The sequence below is a fragment of the Bradyrhizobium sp. BRP56 genome (assembly GCF_020194035.1).
In the GTDB taxonomy this organism is placed as follows: Bacteria; Pseudomonadota; Alphaproteobacteria; order Rhizobiales; family Xanthobacteraceae; genus Bradyrhizobium; species Bradyrhizobium australafricanum.
The window spans coordinates 1-14,603 of sequence record NZ_JADYVV010000089.1 but is presented as its reverse complement, the minus strand read 5'-3'; the positions used below and the strand labels follow the sequence as shown (position 1 = coordinate 14,603).

General features: G+C 59.9%; 13 protein-coding genes and 4 pseudogenes. 8 read left to right on the top strand and 9 right to left on the bottom strand.

Features of this window, described 5'->3' with window-relative positions; translation table 11 throughout:
- Positions 1 to 33: 33 nt before the first annotated feature.
- Both I6F38_RS38910 and I6F38_RS38905 read right to left on the bottom strand, forming a co-directional pair.
- Positions 34 to 1,081: pseudogene (locus I6F38_RS38910) on the bottom strand (nucleotidyl transferase AbiEii/AbiGii toxin family protein).
- The gene (locus I6F38_RS38905; protein WP_014498608.1) at positions 1,078 to 1,743 is read right to left on the bottom strand and encodes a DUF6088 family protein; all 666 of its coding nucleotides are present in this window, start codon (positions 1,741 to 1,743) and stop codon (positions 1,078 to 1,080) included. Before I6F38_RS38905 ends, I6F38_RS38910 begins: the two are co-directional and overlap by 4 nt.
- A 466-nt stretch (positions 1,744 to 2,209) precedes the next feature.
- Here I6F38_RS38905 and I6F38_RS38900 point away from each other — a divergent pair, with 466 nt between their 5' ends.
- From I6F38_RS38900 to I6F38_RS38880, 5 genes and pseudogenes are all read left to right on the top strand, one after another.
- Positions 2,210 to 3,094, top strand: a complete 885-nt coding sequence (locus I6F38_RS38900) for a hypothetical protein (protein ID WP_014498607.1) — start codon at positions 2,210 to 2,212, stop codon at positions 3,092 to 3,094.
- Positions 3,046 to 3,501, top strand: a pseudogene (locus I6F38_RS38895) (IS21 family transposase); the annotation flags it as partial. The gene I6F38_RS38900 and the pseudogene I6F38_RS38895, both read left to right, overlap by 49 nt.
- Before the next feature lie 266 nt (positions 3,502 to 3,767).
- The gene (locus I6F38_RS38890) at positions 3,768 to 4,052 is read left to right on the top strand and encodes a helix-turn-helix transcriptional regulator (RefSeq protein ID WP_014498605.1); all 285 of its coding nucleotides are present in this window, start codon (positions 3,768 to 3,770) and stop codon (positions 4,050 to 4,052) included.
- Positions 4,053 to 4,717: 665 nt separating this feature from the next.
- A pseudogene (locus I6F38_RS38885) lies at positions 4,718 to 5,612 on the top strand (IS5 family transposase); the annotation flags it as partial.
- Between the two features lie 73 nt (positions 5,613 to 5,685).
- Complete coding sequence (locus I6F38_RS38880) at positions 5,686 to 6,039, top strand: hypothetical protein (protein ID WP_014498603.1); 354 nt, start codon at positions 5,686 to 5,688, stop codon at positions 6,037 to 6,039.
- Positions 6,040 to 6,502: 463 nt separating this feature from the next.
- Here I6F38_RS38880 and I6F38_RS38875 read toward each other — a convergent pair whose 3' ends face one another.
- From I6F38_RS38875 to I6F38_RS38850, 6 genes are all read right to left on the bottom strand, one after another.
- On the bottom strand, positions 6,503 to 6,928 hold the full coding sequence (locus tag I6F38_RS38875) for a hypothetical protein (protein WP_223153792.1): 426 nt from the start codon (positions 6,926 to 6,928) through the stop codon (positions 6,503 to 6,505).
- A 146-nt stretch (positions 6,929 to 7,074) separates the two neighbouring features.
- A complete protein-coding gene (locus I6F38_RS38870; protein WP_026192141.1) occupies positions 7,075 to 7,605 on the bottom strand; it encodes a VOC family protein in 531 nt (176 codons plus the stop codon).
- A 105-nt stretch (positions 7,606 to 7,710) separates the two neighbouring features.
- On the bottom strand, positions 7,711 to 8,559 hold the full coding sequence (locus I6F38_RS38865; RefSeq protein ID WP_011090907.1) for an alpha/beta hydrolase: 849 nt from the start codon (positions 8,557 to 8,559) through the stop codon (positions 7,711 to 7,713).
- On the bottom strand, positions 8,556 to 9,434 hold the full coding sequence (locus tag I6F38_RS38860) for an oxidoreductase (protein ID WP_011090906.1): 879 nt from the start codon (positions 9,432 to 9,434) through the stop codon (positions 8,556 to 8,558). Before I6F38_RS38860 ends, I6F38_RS38865 begins: the two co-directional genes overlap by 4 nt.
- 104 nt (positions 9,435 to 9,538) lie before the next feature.
- Positions 9,539 to 10,186 (bottom strand): L,D-transpeptidase, encoded by a 648-nt coding sequence (locus I6F38_RS38855; protein WP_014498601.1) that lies wholly within the window; start codon positions 10,184 to 10,186, stop codon positions 9,539 to 9,541.
- Between the two features lie 159 nt (positions 10,187 to 10,345).
- Positions 10,346 to 10,954 carry a TetR/AcrR family transcriptional regulator gene (locus I6F38_RS38850; RefSeq protein ID WP_011090904.1) on the bottom strand — a complete coding sequence of 203 codons (609 nt, stop codon included), beginning with the start codon at positions 10,952 to 10,954 and terminating at the stop codon, positions 10,346 to 10,348.
- 264 nt (positions 10,955 to 11,218) lie between these two features.
- Between I6F38_RS38850 and I6F38_RS38845 the strand changes: the two genes are divergently transcribed.
- The 3 genes from I6F38_RS38845 to I6F38_RS38835 all read left to right on the top strand — a co-directional run bounded on the left by I6F38_RS38845 (position 11,219) and on the right by I6F38_RS38835 (position 14,448).
- Positions 11,219 to 11,803, top strand: coding sequence for a DUF308 domain-containing protein (locus I6F38_RS38845; protein ID WP_009734588.1), 585 nt, complete (start codon positions 11,219 to 11,221; stop codon positions 11,801 to 11,803).
- A gap of 257 nt (positions 11,804 to 12,060) precedes the next feature.
- Positions 12,061 to 13,125: an IS110 family transposase gene (locus I6F38_RS38840; RefSeq protein ID WP_011088795.1), complete on the top strand. Its 1,065-nt coding sequence runs from the start codon at positions 12,061 to 12,063 to the stop codon at positions 13,123 to 13,125.
- Positions 13,126 to 13,683: 558 nt separating this feature from the next.
- Positions 13,684 to 14,448: an IS5 family transposase gene (locus I6F38_RS38835; protein ID WP_014498598.1), complete on the top strand. Its 765-nt coding sequence runs from the start codon at positions 13,684 to 13,686 to the stop codon at positions 14,446 to 14,448.
- A 10-nt stretch (positions 14,449 to 14,458) separates the two neighbouring features.
- On the opposite strand, the pseudogene I6F38_RS38830 reads toward I6F38_RS38835, so the two are convergent.
- Positions 14,459 to 14,603 (bottom strand): annotated as a pseudogene (locus I6F38_RS38830) (IS630 family transposase); the annotation flags it as partial.

Genomic DNA, 14,603 nt, shown 5'->3' with positions numbered 1-14,603 from the left:
TATCATCGGCGGTTGTCGAATTCTGCTCGTTTGCTAGCGCGTCCTATTCACCGCGCGTTCGATCTTTTCCATCGACGCGAGGATTTGCTCGAACCGAGGAGCCTCGCCGAAGATCATTGGCGTCATGTTCGTATAGTCACGCGCGAGCGCGTCGATCATTGCCGCAGTCGGCGCAAGCGCAAACGATCCGGTCACGGCCGAGACGAGATCGTAATCAGGCCGGTTGAAGAACATGAGAGCATGACGGACGCAGTCGGCCCCCAATTCGGCATCTTTGACCGCCGACCGGCCGATGTCGGAGGCGAAGAGGCAATACAGGTCGTAGAAGTGCCGCGAAATGCGCTGGCCTTCCTGGCGCAGCTCACCGCGGCGCTCGAACCAGCGGCGCAGCCCGTGAGCGATCACGATTTTGTCCCAGAACGTGCGCTCGGCGTCGATCGTCGTGACGTTCGGCACCGTCAATTCGAGGCCTGCCACGTCGTCGGCAATGTAAGGACGGATATTCGCCAGGTGGTTCGGGTCAAGCGCCGACTTCGCTCCGGACTCGATCCGGACTGCCGGCCGCACATAGGCCTCGTCGCGCGGTTCAACCTCGGGATACCAGACGAGAAGCGTCTGCCCGTCGGCATCCGACGCGTCGATCTCGAGGCGTCCGCGTCCACTCGTCGCTTCGGCGAGATGTTCGGTCAGGAAGGCGTATAGCGGACCGCTAATATAGCTGCGGCAAGCGTCCCGGATCGCATCCAATCGAGCGCGGCGTTTCTTATTCGACAAGATCGATCTCGAGTTCTTCGACTGAAGCAGACTCGTCGAGATCGTTGCGAAACACCGTTATATCGATGTCTTCGGAAAATCTTTCGATCAGCCCGTATGCCTTCGACAGCGACGTCCCGCCCTTGAAGAGAAGGCGCGGACCTCCTGCGGGCCGTTCGTGATAGAGAGCATTGAGGGTCCAGCAGACCCAAAAATCCTTCTCGACGTTTCCGATCGGCGCACCGAGCCGGTTCGCCGTCGTCAGGAAAAGATCAAGCTTCTCGCCGGGTGCGGCGGAGATGACCTCCTTGTAGGCTGCGCTACTCACGCGTGATCCTCCGCCGCGTCGTCAGGTTCGAGCAAGGGCCTGAGAAAGTCCTGCATCCAGATCGGCATAGCTGAAAGACCTGCACGGAGATCGTCGCGAATCTCCTTTCCATGCTGCGGGTTTGCGAACAGCTTGCTGAGGACGTTCTCTACCGCTTGTCGATCGTCCTTCCCCGCCATCATATCCTGCATCCAATAGAGCGCCTGAACGACGCGCATGCCCGGACGTCCGGCCCAATAAAGACGGCTAGGTGCCGCCGACTTGAAATTGATGACCTGCTTTCCAAGTTTGATCGGCTTCAGGCGAGCGTCGACCAGGACCTCGATGCGCGCCGGCACGGCCGTGGTGAGGCCGAGATCATTCGCGGCAGTCATCCCGTCGACCACGACGCGGGCCTGGTCGCGGCGCGCCACAGCCCTGATGACCGCGCGATAGTCGGGGACCATCGGCTTGCCTGTGAGGTTGCTCTTTCGCGGCCGGTCGTAGAGCCCGCGGTCGATGCGGCGCAACTCGCCAGCCGCAACGAGACGCTGCAACGTCTTGTCGACGGCCGCGCGACTGCCGAGATCAGCGAAATCACCGGGTGTCCATACCTCTGTCGGCGTTGCGTCGATGCGGGCAATGAGCCGCGGGCGGAGGTCTGTGGTCGGTTGATCAAGCATGTCCGAAATATGATGCAAATTTCGGTCGTCGGCAAGATTTGTCCGTCCGAACTATGCAGCATTTTTCGGACGTTCCGTTCCCCAAAGAAGCTCATCCAAGGCGACGAAGAATCAGGCAGTATAGCTATAAGTGGTTGATATAAAAAGTTAATTTGCGGTATTTCTGGCTTAATCTGAACCGGTGCCGGGTGGCTGCCTGCGGCGGCCCCGGCAAGGCGGGTAGCTACCAGAGCGGGTGCGGACGCGGAAGGGCTCGCAGGGGATATTTCAGACATACTGCTGCGACCGGCGGATGCCGGTGACAATTCTTGTTAAATTCAGCTCGCCGAATCAGGCTATCCCGCTGCTCGGGACGTTGCCGACGCAAATTTCGATACCATCGTTAGTTGGCTGCGAATACTGAAAATCATTGCATGTGCAAACGCCCGCCGCGCCAAAGCAGATGCTCCATTTGAGCTCATAGTTGATGCCGAGCACATTGAAAAAACTGCGGCCGTTGACGGATCAGTTCGACCTTGGGGACCAATACCTCTCGGCCCCCGGTGGTGAGCCGCTCAAATCGGCGATCATTTCGGCCCACGACAAGCGCGACGACCAGCCAGTCGTGCTCAAATACTGGCAAAAGACCGGCTCAGCGGTCGACGATGATCTTCGTGAAATTTGGCAGCATGAAATGCGCCAGGCACAGCGTGTGCTCGCCTATCCAGGCGCCGACAAGGTCATCGTCGAACTGCTGCGGTACGGCGAGGCGTCGGATGCCTTCTTTCTGGCCATGCCGCGAGATCTCGCGCCACTCGATACCATGGTCAAGCATGCGCGCCCCGATCACTGGCTGAACAATCTTGATGTCCCGCGCTCGCGCATCGTTCTCTGGCGCAACGCCGAGCGTCTGGCGAAGGCGCTTGAAGCCGTCCACAACCAGGGACTGGTCTATGGCCGTCTCGACAGTTCTTCGGTCTTCACGGCGTCTGCCACAGCGCCCGACTTCCGGCTTGGCAGCTTTGAGTGGTGCGTCCGATTGTCGGAGGCGGACAAAGCGCCGCTCGTCGTCTTTGCGAAATCCGCAGGTGCACCGATTATCATGTCGTTCCTCGACGATTGGCGTGCGCTCGGCCTGTTGCTCGCCGGTCTCCTGAAGCTCGATGCCTCGAGCCTCAGCCGTGGGCTCTCAGCCGTGGAGAACGAATCTGATGCGGCAGGTGAGCGGCTGGCCGTCCTCGAGGCCGGTGAGCGAGACACGCTCAGATGGTTGATCGAGCCTGCGCGCCATCGGGCGGTCGACGCCGAGATTGTTTGCAGACGTATCGGGCGCGCACGAAGGGCGAGACGGAGAATGGCGTCGGCTACGTGAAGAAGAACGCGATCGCCGGTCATTCCTTCCCAAGTTGGGAAGCATTCGAGGCGCATCTCGACAGATGGGAGCGTGATGTTGCGAACGTTCGCATCCAGGGCGCGACCGGCGAGGCGCCCCGATCATCCGCTTTGCGCGTGATGAGATACATCGGTTGAAACCGCTCGGCGGACAGCCGTCGTTCGGACCCTTGCGTGAACTGACCCACGTCGTCGGCAATGATTGCGCCGTCGAGATCGACGCGAACAGCTACTCCGTGCCATGGCGCCTTATTGGCGAGCGCATGGCGGTGACGATCGTGGCCGGGGAAGTGCGGATCCGCCATGGATTGCACCAGGTTGCCGTCCACACTGCAATCGGATGGGCGCCGGCTGCGGGTCGTCGACTCCGCTCATCTCGATGGAGTTGTTAGTCGCAATGGCGCGGTCCGCCCGGCTGAGATCGCGGCGGAGCTGGCGGCGTCCCCACCGCCGTCGTTGTTACGCATGCGCGGCGGCGATCAGGGTGAGACTCTCATCCTGATTGTCGCGCTATATACGCACTCTTGCCGAATACGAAGCCGTGGTCGGAGGAAGCTTAGGCGAGTGTGCGCTGCAGGCGGCTTTCGCGAAGAAATTAATAGCGGGACTATAGCCAGTGGTTTGAAGCCCCGGCTTCATGACATGTTTTACGCATGAAAACTCGTGCGATTGTGGCCTGGAATGTGCGTCGAATCCGCGTAGAGCGAGGTATTTCGCAAGAGAAATTGGCTTACGAAGCGGGGGTTGACCGCTCGTATATGGGGGCTCTTGAGCGGCAATCGAAGAACCCGACAATTGATCTTCTCGAACGCATCGCCGAGACGCTGGACGTTCATTTGTCCGAGTTGTTTATTCGGCCGTCTAAAAGTGCGACGACTCCCAAGACCCTGCCTGGAGGTCGCAAGCCGGCGCGTCCACGTCGCAGGAAGAAGAAATAGTGTAAGCGGCAAGCTGAGGCTGTCGGGCGGCGTCGTTCCATGCGAAGTGACCTCAAGGGACATTCGGCCTTCGACAAAGTCATGCTAGCAATGGACCAAGCGTTTATAGAAGTTCGTGGCTTGTAAGTAGCGTACTGGCTAATCTTCGTTACGGATATATTCCTAATCTCGGCTTAGTCGCGCGACCGAAACCTTCGACGACGAGGACGCTAAAAAGAATGATTTGGCTGACGGATGAGCAACGGGAACGCATCCGCAATCACTTTCTGGAGGAGCGCGCTATCGATAGACGACCGGTCGCAAGCCTACTGCGACGCGCCGGATTCTGGAAGCGGTTCTGCGGAGATCGGCGACCAGGCCCAGGACAGCGATGTGCTTAGCGGCCGTCACGACGACGGGGTACGATAACGTGAATGCTTTGCAAAATGGCGGTTCAGCCCTTCCGCAGGATAATCGCTGAAAGCAACCGCATCATCGGCGTGAACATGAAGTAGGCAGTCGTCCGTTAAGAGCGACCAAGCGACTGATGTGGAATCGTAATCTGACAGACCGGCTTTTTTGCGATTGCAGGGTTTTGATGCTTCAGGGATCGGAACCTTCCAATTTCATTTTCAAGATTCCGTCGAATCGCCAGTCATGATTCCGTGGTCGCATCGGAGGGGGTGATGCGGCCGAAGAAGCAGAAGGCGACGGGATCGGGCGATCTGTTCCGGGCCAGGCTGGACCAGATCATCAATATGAAGCACGAGCTGGTTCAGCTCGCCGGCAGGGTCGACTGGGACTGGATCGATGGGGAGATCGCCCCGCTCTACAGCGAGAACGGCCGGCCAGGCATCGCGACCCGCTTCGTGATTGGGCTGCTGCTGCTCAAGCAGATTTACGGCCTGTCCGACGAAGGGGTGTGCGAGCGCTGGGTCCACGACCCGTATTTCCAGTACTTCACCGGCGAAGAGTTCTTCCAGCATTCATTTCCGCACGAGCGCTCGGACCTGAGCCACTGGCGCAAGCGGCTCGGCGACAAGCTGGAGCTGCTGTTGGCCGAGAGCCTGCGGGTGGCGCACGAAGCCGGCGCGTTACGCAGCCAGGACCTCAAGCGTGTCACGGTCGATACCACCGTGCAGCCGAAGGCGATCACCTTTCCGACCGATGCTAAGCTGCTGCACGCGGCCATCAAGGGGCTCAACCGCATGGCGAGGAAGCACGGGGTCAAGCTGCGGCAGTCCTATCTTCGCGTCGCCAAGACCGCGGCAATGATGGCGGGACGCTACGCCCATGCCAAGCAATTCAGGCGGCATCAGCGGCAGTTGCGCATCCTGCACAGCCGGCTGGGCCGGATCATCCGTACGCATACGACGAGATCCCCGTCGGAGGCGTACGATCATCCGCGATATCGGCCGCAAGATCGAAGGTCGAGCTGTGCTCGAGAACGCCTTCGTCCTCCCGCTCAGCCGCGCTTCGCAGATCCGCTCGCAACAGCAGCGTCAGCGTGGCTGGAAGCATTATTCTTTCCACGCCCCGGAGGTGGAGTGCATCGGCAAGGGCAAGGCAGCCGCGCCTTACAACTCCAGTGAAGAACAGCGCCATTGGCGCACAGTCGCGGCCATTGTCATGAAATCTCAAGGCCGCGTTCTCGATGTGGAAGCTCAGATCCGACGAAGAGCTGAGGGCGCTAAAGTCCGACTTGGCGGACGGCAAGGGAATGACGTTGTTCACTAGGCTCTCGCTTTCGAACGACATCGAGAAGGGAGTGCCGAACAGCCCGGCGAAGAGAACGAGTAGATTCTCAGACAAGTACGACGCCTTTGGGATATGCTTTAGCTTCGCGCCATTGGACGGAGGGCGGTCGATGTTCGCATCGACCGGCAGATTCGTAATCTCGATAGCCGCGGGGCGAGCTGACGGAGGAACCTGCTCCGAGAGAAACGGCAGGATATCGGTCAACGCAACGGCGATCTTCGACCGCACTGCGGAGATCTGCGCAAGATAAGATCCGTAGGCGGTGGCAGGATATTTGATGGGAGCTAGTTCCTTCTGCAAAAATGCTTTTGCTGCATCGGGAAGCACGAAGGAATGTATCTGGGTTTTGTTCATGTCCGGATTCTTCCTATGTATTTGCGATGTCGCTTTCTGGCCACCGCACTACGAGATCCGCTTCGACTGTCCGCCGATCGCCCTCTCGTGCCCAAAGACAACCATGGGCGCCGCAAGAACGTAAAACGATCATTTGTAAACTAGGGTGCGTACTCATAAACTCTGCCGCTGAGAGTAGGCGCACCTATGTCCGCTTGTCCCCCAACAACGGCGCGAAAGCGGACATTGTCGGACTTCCGAGATGGGTCGACGCTTGGCCGCGACCGGCGTCAATGTCAGGAATTTCGTCCACTGGTAAGGCGTATGATCCTGCCAGTCGGAATTGACGAGTTAACGGGATGCATCGCGACATCCGCCCGTCAGAGCGGGGCTCCGATCATTCGGGTAACGTTGGCGTCAGTAAATCGGGGGACATCGTCCATAATTGCGTCGGTGTCGGCGGATGCAAGCGCAGCGTGAAGCGAAGCCTCATCGCGAAACCGATAAAACCCGACGGAAACATCTACCGAATTGACGTCTCGAGGGAAGAAGGCGGCGGCGCTTTCGAGGCCATGCTTCTGCCAGCATGCGAGCGCCAACGGTAGATGCACGTCGACATAATAGTCGCGATCGAAGTATGTGCCGCCGCTGCAGGTCACGACCATTGTTGCATTTGCCATCAGACGACTTTCTACAGAACCTTCGCATTCAGCGCGCGTCCGCTGTTTATGATTGCGATCGATATGTATGTCGGCCGCCGGACGGCCCTTGCCCGGTTTACGCGAACCGTGTGAATCGTCCGGCATCGCGCTGCCCCGCCGATTCGGGCACATATCGAGGATGAGACGGCGGCTTGGACTCTGTTTCGAAAAGACGCGCGGAGGACCGAGCGCCCAGCCGGTGCCGTGCAACCTGCATGTCGACGGCGCGAGCCGGCGCCGTCCCGCTCATCTCAATCCTCGTCTTGCCACCTCCGCAAGGCCGTCTGGTCGTGGTAAGGCATGCGATCTGGCGTGGTGATGAATTCCATCGTGGTGCCCCATGGCATTCGGCAGTAACAGACCTTGTTTCCAAGACCTTTCTCGGTTGCGTAAGGAATCGCGCGCGGCGCGGTGAGGCGTGTGCCTCCGGCCTTTTCGAAGCGCGTGACCGAGGCGTCGATGTCGTCGGTGTAGACACCGAAATGCGTGATGCCGAAGTCGCTCGCTCGGATCGGCTGGGCTTGTTGGGGGCCGTGCATTTCGAACAGCTCGATGTCGGGTCCGGTGCCGATCTTGACCATCGCCTGTCCACGCACGACCGTTCCCGGGAACGCTCCGACGGCCCGCTCGAATTCGGGGCCTTGCCGCGGCGGATCCTGCGGCCCGAAGGACTGATAGATCACCTGGCCGCCGAAAGCTTGCACCAGGAACGATTTCGCGGCTTCTATGTCGGGCACCGTGATGCCGATATGGTTGACGCCGCGGATGATAGGTGTGGTCATGACGGGTTGTCCTTTCTGATTGAATTGATCGATCGTGATGAGTGCGGGGCTCTGTTGCCGCAGTGTCGCGATTTCTCCGGCCCACAACGACACGGGCGCCGAGTTTCAATGGGCTCCGATGAACTCGATCAGAGCGGCTGCGACTGCATCCGGCCGCTCGTCCGCGACATAGTGGCTACAGCGGGCGATCGAGCCGCCCGTTACGTTGCTGGCGAATTCCTCGACCATCGGCACCATATGCGGACCAAAGCGATGATCCCCGCCGAGAGCCAGCACCGGGATCTCGAGCGGTTGCTTCTTGTACTCAAGCGCCGCTGCGTGGTCGGCGGCGAGGGTGCGATACCATTCCATGCCGCCGCGGGTGCGGCCGGGGAGCGCCATTGCTTTGGCGTAGATCTCGACATCCGCCGGATCGAAGCTGCTGTGATCGTAGAACCGCTCGGCCATGAAGCTCGAAACATAGTCGTATTCACGGCCATGGATCAGGCGCTCGGGGAGATCCCGGCTCATGTGGAAACCAAAGTGCCAGAGCGTTGCGATCGTCGCCTCCCATCCGCTCCAGCCGGGAAGCGGAACGTCCAGAACGGCCAGGTGGGTTACGGCCTCTCGATAGACAGCAGCCAGCGGCAAGGCCACCATTCCGCCGATATCATGGCCGCACACTGCGTAGCGTTGATGGCCAAGGGCAGCCATCACTTCGTGCGCGTCGCGCGCCATTGTCGCCTTGTCGTAGCCGCCGAGCGGACAGTCGGAAAAGCCGGCGCCGCGCAGATCGATCGCGACCACGCTGAAATGCGCGGCCAGTTGCGGCATCACATGGTGCCATTCCCACCATGTTTCCGGCCAGCCATGCAGCAGAAGAATCGACGGGCCTGAGCCGCCCGTGACGGCGTTGATCTTGATGCCGTTCACCGGCACCAGCTGTTGGGCAAAACCCTTCAGAGTCGCGATCATGGTCGCTGTCCCGTCGATGTTGACGTTCGATCGGAGCTCGCGACCCGCGTTCCGGGCGGGTCGAAATCGGTAGCGATCGTGATGTCGTGCCAGGCGTCGATATCGCTGCGGAAGGCAGCCAGCTTTCGCTCGGCGGCAGCATGCGCGACCGGGCCGAGCGGCAGGTGAAGCGGGGCGTCGTCGTCGTCGACGGCGCGCAGGATCACTGCGATCGCCTTGTCGGGGTCGCCCGCCTGATTGCCGTTATTGGTTTCGCGATAGTGCCTGCGCGAGGTCCCGGCATATTCCGGCATCTCGTTGGCGGCGACTGTGATCGAACGGCCGAGGAAATCGGTGCGAAACGGCCCAGGCTCCACGATCAGCACTCGGATGCCGAACGGCTTCAACTCGCTGGCGAGCGCTTCGGAAATCCCTTCCACGGCGAACTTGGCGGCGTTGTAGTAACCGCCGCCTCCGCCGCCCGAGATGCCGGCGACGGACGACATATTGACGATCGCTCCGCCCGAGCGCCGCATGACGGGCAGGGCGGCTCTGGTGGCTTCGATCAAACCGAAGAGGTTTACCTCGAACATCGGCCGGTATTCGTCAGACGTCCCCTCCTCAATCGCGCCATGCAGTCCGTATCCGGCATTGTTGACGAGCACGTCGAACCCGCCGAAGGTCTCGACCGCTTTTGCGACCGCGGCCTTGGCTGCCGCCGCATCGGTCACGTCCAGTGGCACGGTGATCATGCGGCCGTCGAAAGGCTCGGCCATATCCTCGATCGTCTTGACACTGCGGGCCGTCGCGACGACCTGATCGCCGCGCTCCGCCGCCGCGAGCGCGAGCCGCTGGCCGAAGCCGCTTGAGCAGCCTGTGATGAGCCAAGTCTTCATGCTTTCTTCTCCGAGTTGTTATCAGACGATGCAAATCGTTCGCCGCTATTGCGACCCGTGATATCGGCCAAGGCCGACCGACTCTCTGCGATCAGAGGCCATGCTCAAGAACTCACCGCTCGGCCGCCCTGGATGACGACGACGCGGCTGCCGATCTTGACCCGGCTATAGAGATCGATGATGTCTTGGTTGATGAGTCGAATGCATCCGCTCGAAACGGCGCGACCGATCGTCTCCGGCTCGGTCGTCCCATGAATGCGGAACATCGTGTCCCGTTCGCCCTGAAAGAGGTACAGCGCGCGTGGTCCAAGGGGATTGCCAAGCCCGCCGGCCATTCCGCTGGCGAGATGGCCATAGCGCGCAGGCTCCCGATTCATCATGTTCTTGGTCGGAGTCCAATGCGGCCATTCCGCCTTTCGCCTAATGGTCGCGGTGCCTGCGAAAGCGAGACCATCCTTGCCAACGCCAATGCCGTAGCGCATGGCCTTTCCGTCGCCCTCGACAAGATAGAGCTGATGAGCAGCCGTATCGATGACAATCGTCCCGACAGGCTCATTCGTCGTATAGTCCACGCGCTGGCGCAACATCGCCGGATCGACGCCGGATATGTCGACGGCTGGTAAGGTGTAAACTCCGTCGACGAGTTGCGCGTACTCACTCGGCGTGCTGATGATATCGGCCTCGACGAGGCCGCTGCGACTGGCACAACCCGAGAGAACGATCGCCATTGCACCGAATACCGAGAACCGCATAGAGCGCCTGGCATCTGAGTTCCTCATATCGAACCGTAACCTTCGCCGCAGTCCAATCGGTGACTCTGTTGCTGATATCCGAACATTGAAGCTCCCAGGAAAGCCAAGCGTGCCATCGGCACAACTGCAATAGGAACCAATTGGTTCCTAATTTTGCTTTTAAAAAAGCATCTCCATCAGGAGATCGGCATCTTTCAGCATCTCGTCGCGGCGTGATCCAACTTTACCAAGCACCCGCATGCCTTGTGCATGTGAGACGATAAAGTGCGCGATGACTTCAGGATCGGACCTATTGGCGATTTCGCCGGCGGCCTGTCCTTTCGCGATCGTTGCAGCGAACAGGGCTTGAAGCCTGGAGAAAAGACGCTTGATCACCTCTGCGATGTCGGGATCTCCCGGCAACATCTCGGCAGCCGTCAACACACCGAAACAACCGCGCACCCCTTTTTTCCCAGACGACAAATCCGCATACCGCACCAACGCGTTGCGGATTGCCGCCTTCGGCGAGGGGGCTGATCGCAGAACCTCCTGGACGTTTCGTACGCCATCGTCGGTGTAGAACTCGAGGGCGCGCAGGAAGACAGATTTCTTGTCACCGAAAGCCTTGTAGAAGCTGCCCTTCGAAAGCTGCATTCCGGCAAGCAGATCAGGCAACGATGCGTCGTGAAACCCACGATCCCAAAAGATTTGCATCGCTCGCCTCACCGCCTCGTCGAGATCGAATTCACGGGGGCGTCCCACAGGAAGTTTGGTATTGATGGTCATCATACGGGCAATATAAACCAAACGGTTCCTAATTGCAATAGTCGATTTATATGCAGGCCTGCGTTGCTCAGGCTGTGAGGACCGTCCAAAATTTTCGTTCGGCCTCAGTAACGGCTCCCGGCATCGCCTCGTAGTTGGTTACATCCTGTCCGACGCCGCCTCGCAAAGGAGGCGAAACGACAATCATGATGCTTCCCCTCTGCTACGCCGTGGCGTGAAAACATAATGACCAGGCGGACGGGTAACTGCCATCCAGGAAGAGACCACATGACGCTCAGCACTACACGTCCTTCTCCGAAAGCCAATGCCTGGCTCAAGCGCTACTATTTCATTCGCTCTGCCGTCGCGGCTCTATGGGCGGTTGCGGCCTTGACGATCGCCAGAGACCGTTCCCATCTCGCGGCCATCCTGCTGGTTGCCTATCCCTTGTGGGATGCCCTCGCCAACTATCTCGACGCGCAACGCAGCAGTGGGCTTGCTTCGAGCAAGAGCCAGATGGTCAATGTCATCATTAGCATTATTACTGCAATAGCGGTCACCATCGCGCTGACGCGGAGCATGAATGCCGTGCTTTTGATCTTCGGGGCATGGGCGGTCGTCGCGGGGCTTCTTCAGCTTGCGACCGGCGTGGGCCGCTGGGGATCGGCCGGCGCACAATGGGCGATGATCCTCAGCGGCGCACAGTCGGCGCTGGCGGGGTGCTTCTTCGTCTACCGGGCGGGGGTTGTTACCAATGTCGGGATTAGTGACGTTGCCGGCTACGCCGCGTTCGGTGCCTTCTACTTTATGGTTTCGGCCGTTTGGCTATGGAGCACCGGCTTGCGTCGCTCTTCTGTGCAAACCACTGCGTAGCACACGTTTGACGGACCTTCATCATGAAGGACCGGCAGCTGTCTTCGATACCGCCGGTTAGCCGATTGATGGTCCCCGCATCAGCCGTCAGGACGGCCCAGCCATCGCGCTGGCGCCGTCCTATCGAGAAAGATCACCACGTTGGCTACTTCGCGGGGCTCGGCGCAACGCCTCAGATCTGCTAATGGGATGGTCCGGCCGTGCTCCTGCCCCGCCAGCGATAAGCTGGCCAGGGGCGCCAAGACAAGGAGCACGCCATGTCCCAGACACCCAGTACTGCGATCGCCGTGATCGGCATCGATATCGGCAAAAACTCGTTCCACGTCGTGGGCCACGATACGCGCGGCGCCATCGTGCTGCGGCAAAAGTGGTCGCGTGGCCAGGTGGAGGCGCGGCTCGCCAATATGCAGCCTTGCCTGATCGGCATGGAAGCCTGCGTCGGCGCACATCATTTGAGCCGCAAACTCGCATCGCTAGGTCACGATGCCAGGTTGATGCCGGCCAAATATGTCCGCCCTTATAGCAAAGGACCGAAGAACGACTTCAATGATGCCGAAGCGATTGCCGAAGCCGTGCAACGCCCGACGATGAAGTTCGTGGCGACCAAGACCGCGGAGCAACTGGATCTGCAGGCGCTGCATCGGGTGCGCGAGCGGCTGGTGTCGCAACGCACCGGCATCATCAACCAGATTCGCGCCTTCATGCTGGAACGCGGGATCGCGGTGCGCCAGGGTATCGGCTTCCTGCGCACAGAACTGCCCACCATCCTTGCCACGCGCACCGATGCCCTGTCGCCACGCATGTTGCGTGTCATCGAGGAGTTGGCAGGCGACTGGCGCCGGCTGGATCAGCGCATCGATAGCCTCTCCGGCGAGATCGAAGCACTGGCCCGTCAAGATCAGGCATGTTCGCGCCTGATGACGGTGCCTGGCATCGGGCCGATCATTTCGAGCGCCATGGTAGCCGCGATCGGCACTGGAGACGTCTTCTCCAAAGGCCGTGACTTCGGCGCCTGGCTCGGACTGGTGCCCAAGCAGATCTCGACGGGAGACCGCACGATCCTCGGCAAAATCTCAAGGCGCGGCAATCGCTACCTGCGCGTTCTGTTCGTGCAGGCGGCATGGGTGGTGCTGGTCAGGATCAAGAACTGGGAACGTTACGGACTCAGATCCTGGATCGAAGCCGCCAAGAAGCGATTGCACCACAACGTGCTAGCGATCGCACTCGCCAACAAGCTTGCCCGCATCGCCTGGGCGGTGCTGGCTAAAGGACGCGCCTTCGAGCTGACAAGGACCAACGATGCAGACGTCCAATCCGCTTGATCGTCGCGCCGTGCTCGGGGCGGTCAAGGCGCGGCCTGGCAACGCCGGAGCCAGCCGCAAGCAAAGCGCAACGGCCGGCCTTGACCGCCCGTGCGCGCGACGCGACGCACGTCCTGCGGGCCGGGACGAAGGAACGGCCCCCGGCTCGAACACAGGAACTGCGAGGTAGGAGGAGCAAGCGATGACGTAACCCCATCAACAGGTTCCAGCCAAGGTCTGCGAGAGGATGAGACGAGATGGAGGTTCGGTCTTCCCGGCGCATGCGAACACTGGTGACCCAAATGGCCCAATCGAGGCCTGTCCGCTAATGAGAACGCACGCGCGCTGATATCCATGATGGCCCGGAGAGAATGCTCCAATCAAAGGCCGGATACATTGATGCAAGACCACTCACCACCTGATCGACGAACCTCTTGCTACGCACGGCCGGACCATACATTGGGTCAGGAACGACAAAACTCAAGGTGAGCATAATCGGTCGGCTTTCGAGTGCATAGCGACCAGTTGAGCCCGACAGCCGAGCCATGATTCAAGCCACACAACGGAAGGGGCCGAATCATGCGCTACGAACTCACGGACTATGAGTGGTCCGTCATTAAGCCGATGTTGCCGAATAAGTCGCGCGGCGTGCCGCGGGTGAATGACCGTCGTGTCCTCAACGGCATCTTCTGGGTCTTGCGATCCGGAGCGCCATGGCGCGACCTGCCAGAAAACTTCGGTCCGTACACCACTTGCTACAATCGATTCGTTCGCTGGCGACGGGCCGGCGTGTGGGCCAAGCTCATGAGCGCACTGGCCGGCGCCCATGATGCTGCCGTGCAGATGATCGACACTTCCATTGTTCGCGTACATCAACATGGGGCCTGCATCACAAGAAACTGGCGTCAATCGATGGGAAGGTCACGCGGCGGTCTGACGAGCAAAATCCACGCGGTGGTCGACAGCAATGGTCTACCGGTACAACTTGCGTTGAGTCCTGGCGAGGCGCACGACGTTCGACTTGCCGGTAAACTGCTCTCTCGTTTGAGATCCGGATCAATGCTGCTCGCCGACCGCGGCTACGACGCTGACTGGATCAGGGAGCTTGCCATGAAAAAGGGCGCATGGGCCAATATCCCGCCGAAAAGCAATCGGACCGATCCGATCTGCTTCAGCCCGTATCTCTACCGCGCCCGCAACCGCGTCGAGCGGTTCTTCAACAGGATCAAACAATGCCGTCGGGTGGCGACGCGCTACGACAGGCTTGCTGGAAACTACCTTGCCTTCATCCAACTTGCATCTATCCGGCTATGGCTCGCCGCTCGTTATGAGTCCGCGCCCTAGTCACATGAATCTAAAGTTCGCCACATAAAGTCTGCTGGGCTTTGTGGCAAAAGCGTTTGACGGAAGCCAAGATCTGGTCTGCGGACTTGGTCCATTTGAAGGGCTTCGGGTTGTTGTTGTGCAATTCGATGAAGGTACGGATGTCGGCTTCGAGC

Excerpts from the sequence above, each read along its gene's own strand:
- I6F38_RS38905 (WP_014498608.1), bottom strand. The coding sequence starts at position 1,743 with ATGCTTGATCAACCGACCACAGACCTCCGCCCGCGGCTCATTGCCCGC.
- I6F38_RS38900 (WP_014498607.1), top strand. The coding sequence starts at position 2,210 with ATGCCGAGCACATTGAAAAAACTGCGGCCGTTGACGGATCAGTTCGAC.
- I6F38_RS38890 (WP_014498605.1), top strand. The coding sequence starts at position 3,768 with ATGAAAACTCGTGCGATTGTGGCCTGGAATGTGCGTCGAATCCGCGTA.
- I6F38_RS38880 (WP_014498603.1), top strand. The coding sequence starts at position 5,686 with ATGTGGAAGCTCAGATCCGACGAAGAGCTGAGGGCGCTAAAGTCCGAC.
- I6F38_RS38875 (WP_223153792.1), bottom strand. The coding sequence starts at position 6,928 with ATGCCGGACGATTCACACGGTTCGCGTAAACCGGGCAAGGGCCGTCCG.
- I6F38_RS38870 (WP_026192141.1), bottom strand. The coding sequence starts at position 7,605 with ATGACCACACCTATCATCCGCGGCGTCAACCATATCGGCATCACGGTG.
- I6F38_RS38865 (WP_011090907.1), bottom strand. The coding sequence starts at position 8,559 with ATGATCGCGACTCTGAAGGGTTTTGCCCAACAGCTGGTGCCGGTGAAC.
- I6F38_RS38860 (WP_011090906.1), bottom strand. The coding sequence starts at position 9,434 with ATGAAGACTTGGCTCATCACAGGCTGCTCAAGCGGCTTCGGCCAGCGG.
- I6F38_RS38855 (WP_014498601.1), bottom strand. The coding sequence starts at position 10,186 with ATGCGGTTCTCGGTATTCGGTGCAATGGCGATCGTTCTCTCGGGTTGT.
- I6F38_RS38850 (WP_011090904.1), bottom strand. The coding sequence starts at position 10,954 with ATGATGACCATCAATACCAAACTTCCTGTGGGACGCCCCCGTGAATTC.
- I6F38_RS38845 (WP_009734588.1), top strand. The coding sequence starts at position 11,219 with ATGACGCTCAGCACTACACGTCCTTCTCCGAAAGCCAATGCCTGGCTC.
- I6F38_RS38840 (WP_011088795.1), top strand. The coding sequence starts at position 12,061 with ATGTCCCAGACACCCAGTACTGCGATCGCCGTGATCGGCATCGATATC.
- I6F38_RS38835 (WP_014498598.1), top strand. The coding sequence starts at position 13,684 with ATGCGCTACGAACTCACGGACTATGAGTGGTCCGTCATTAAGCCGATG.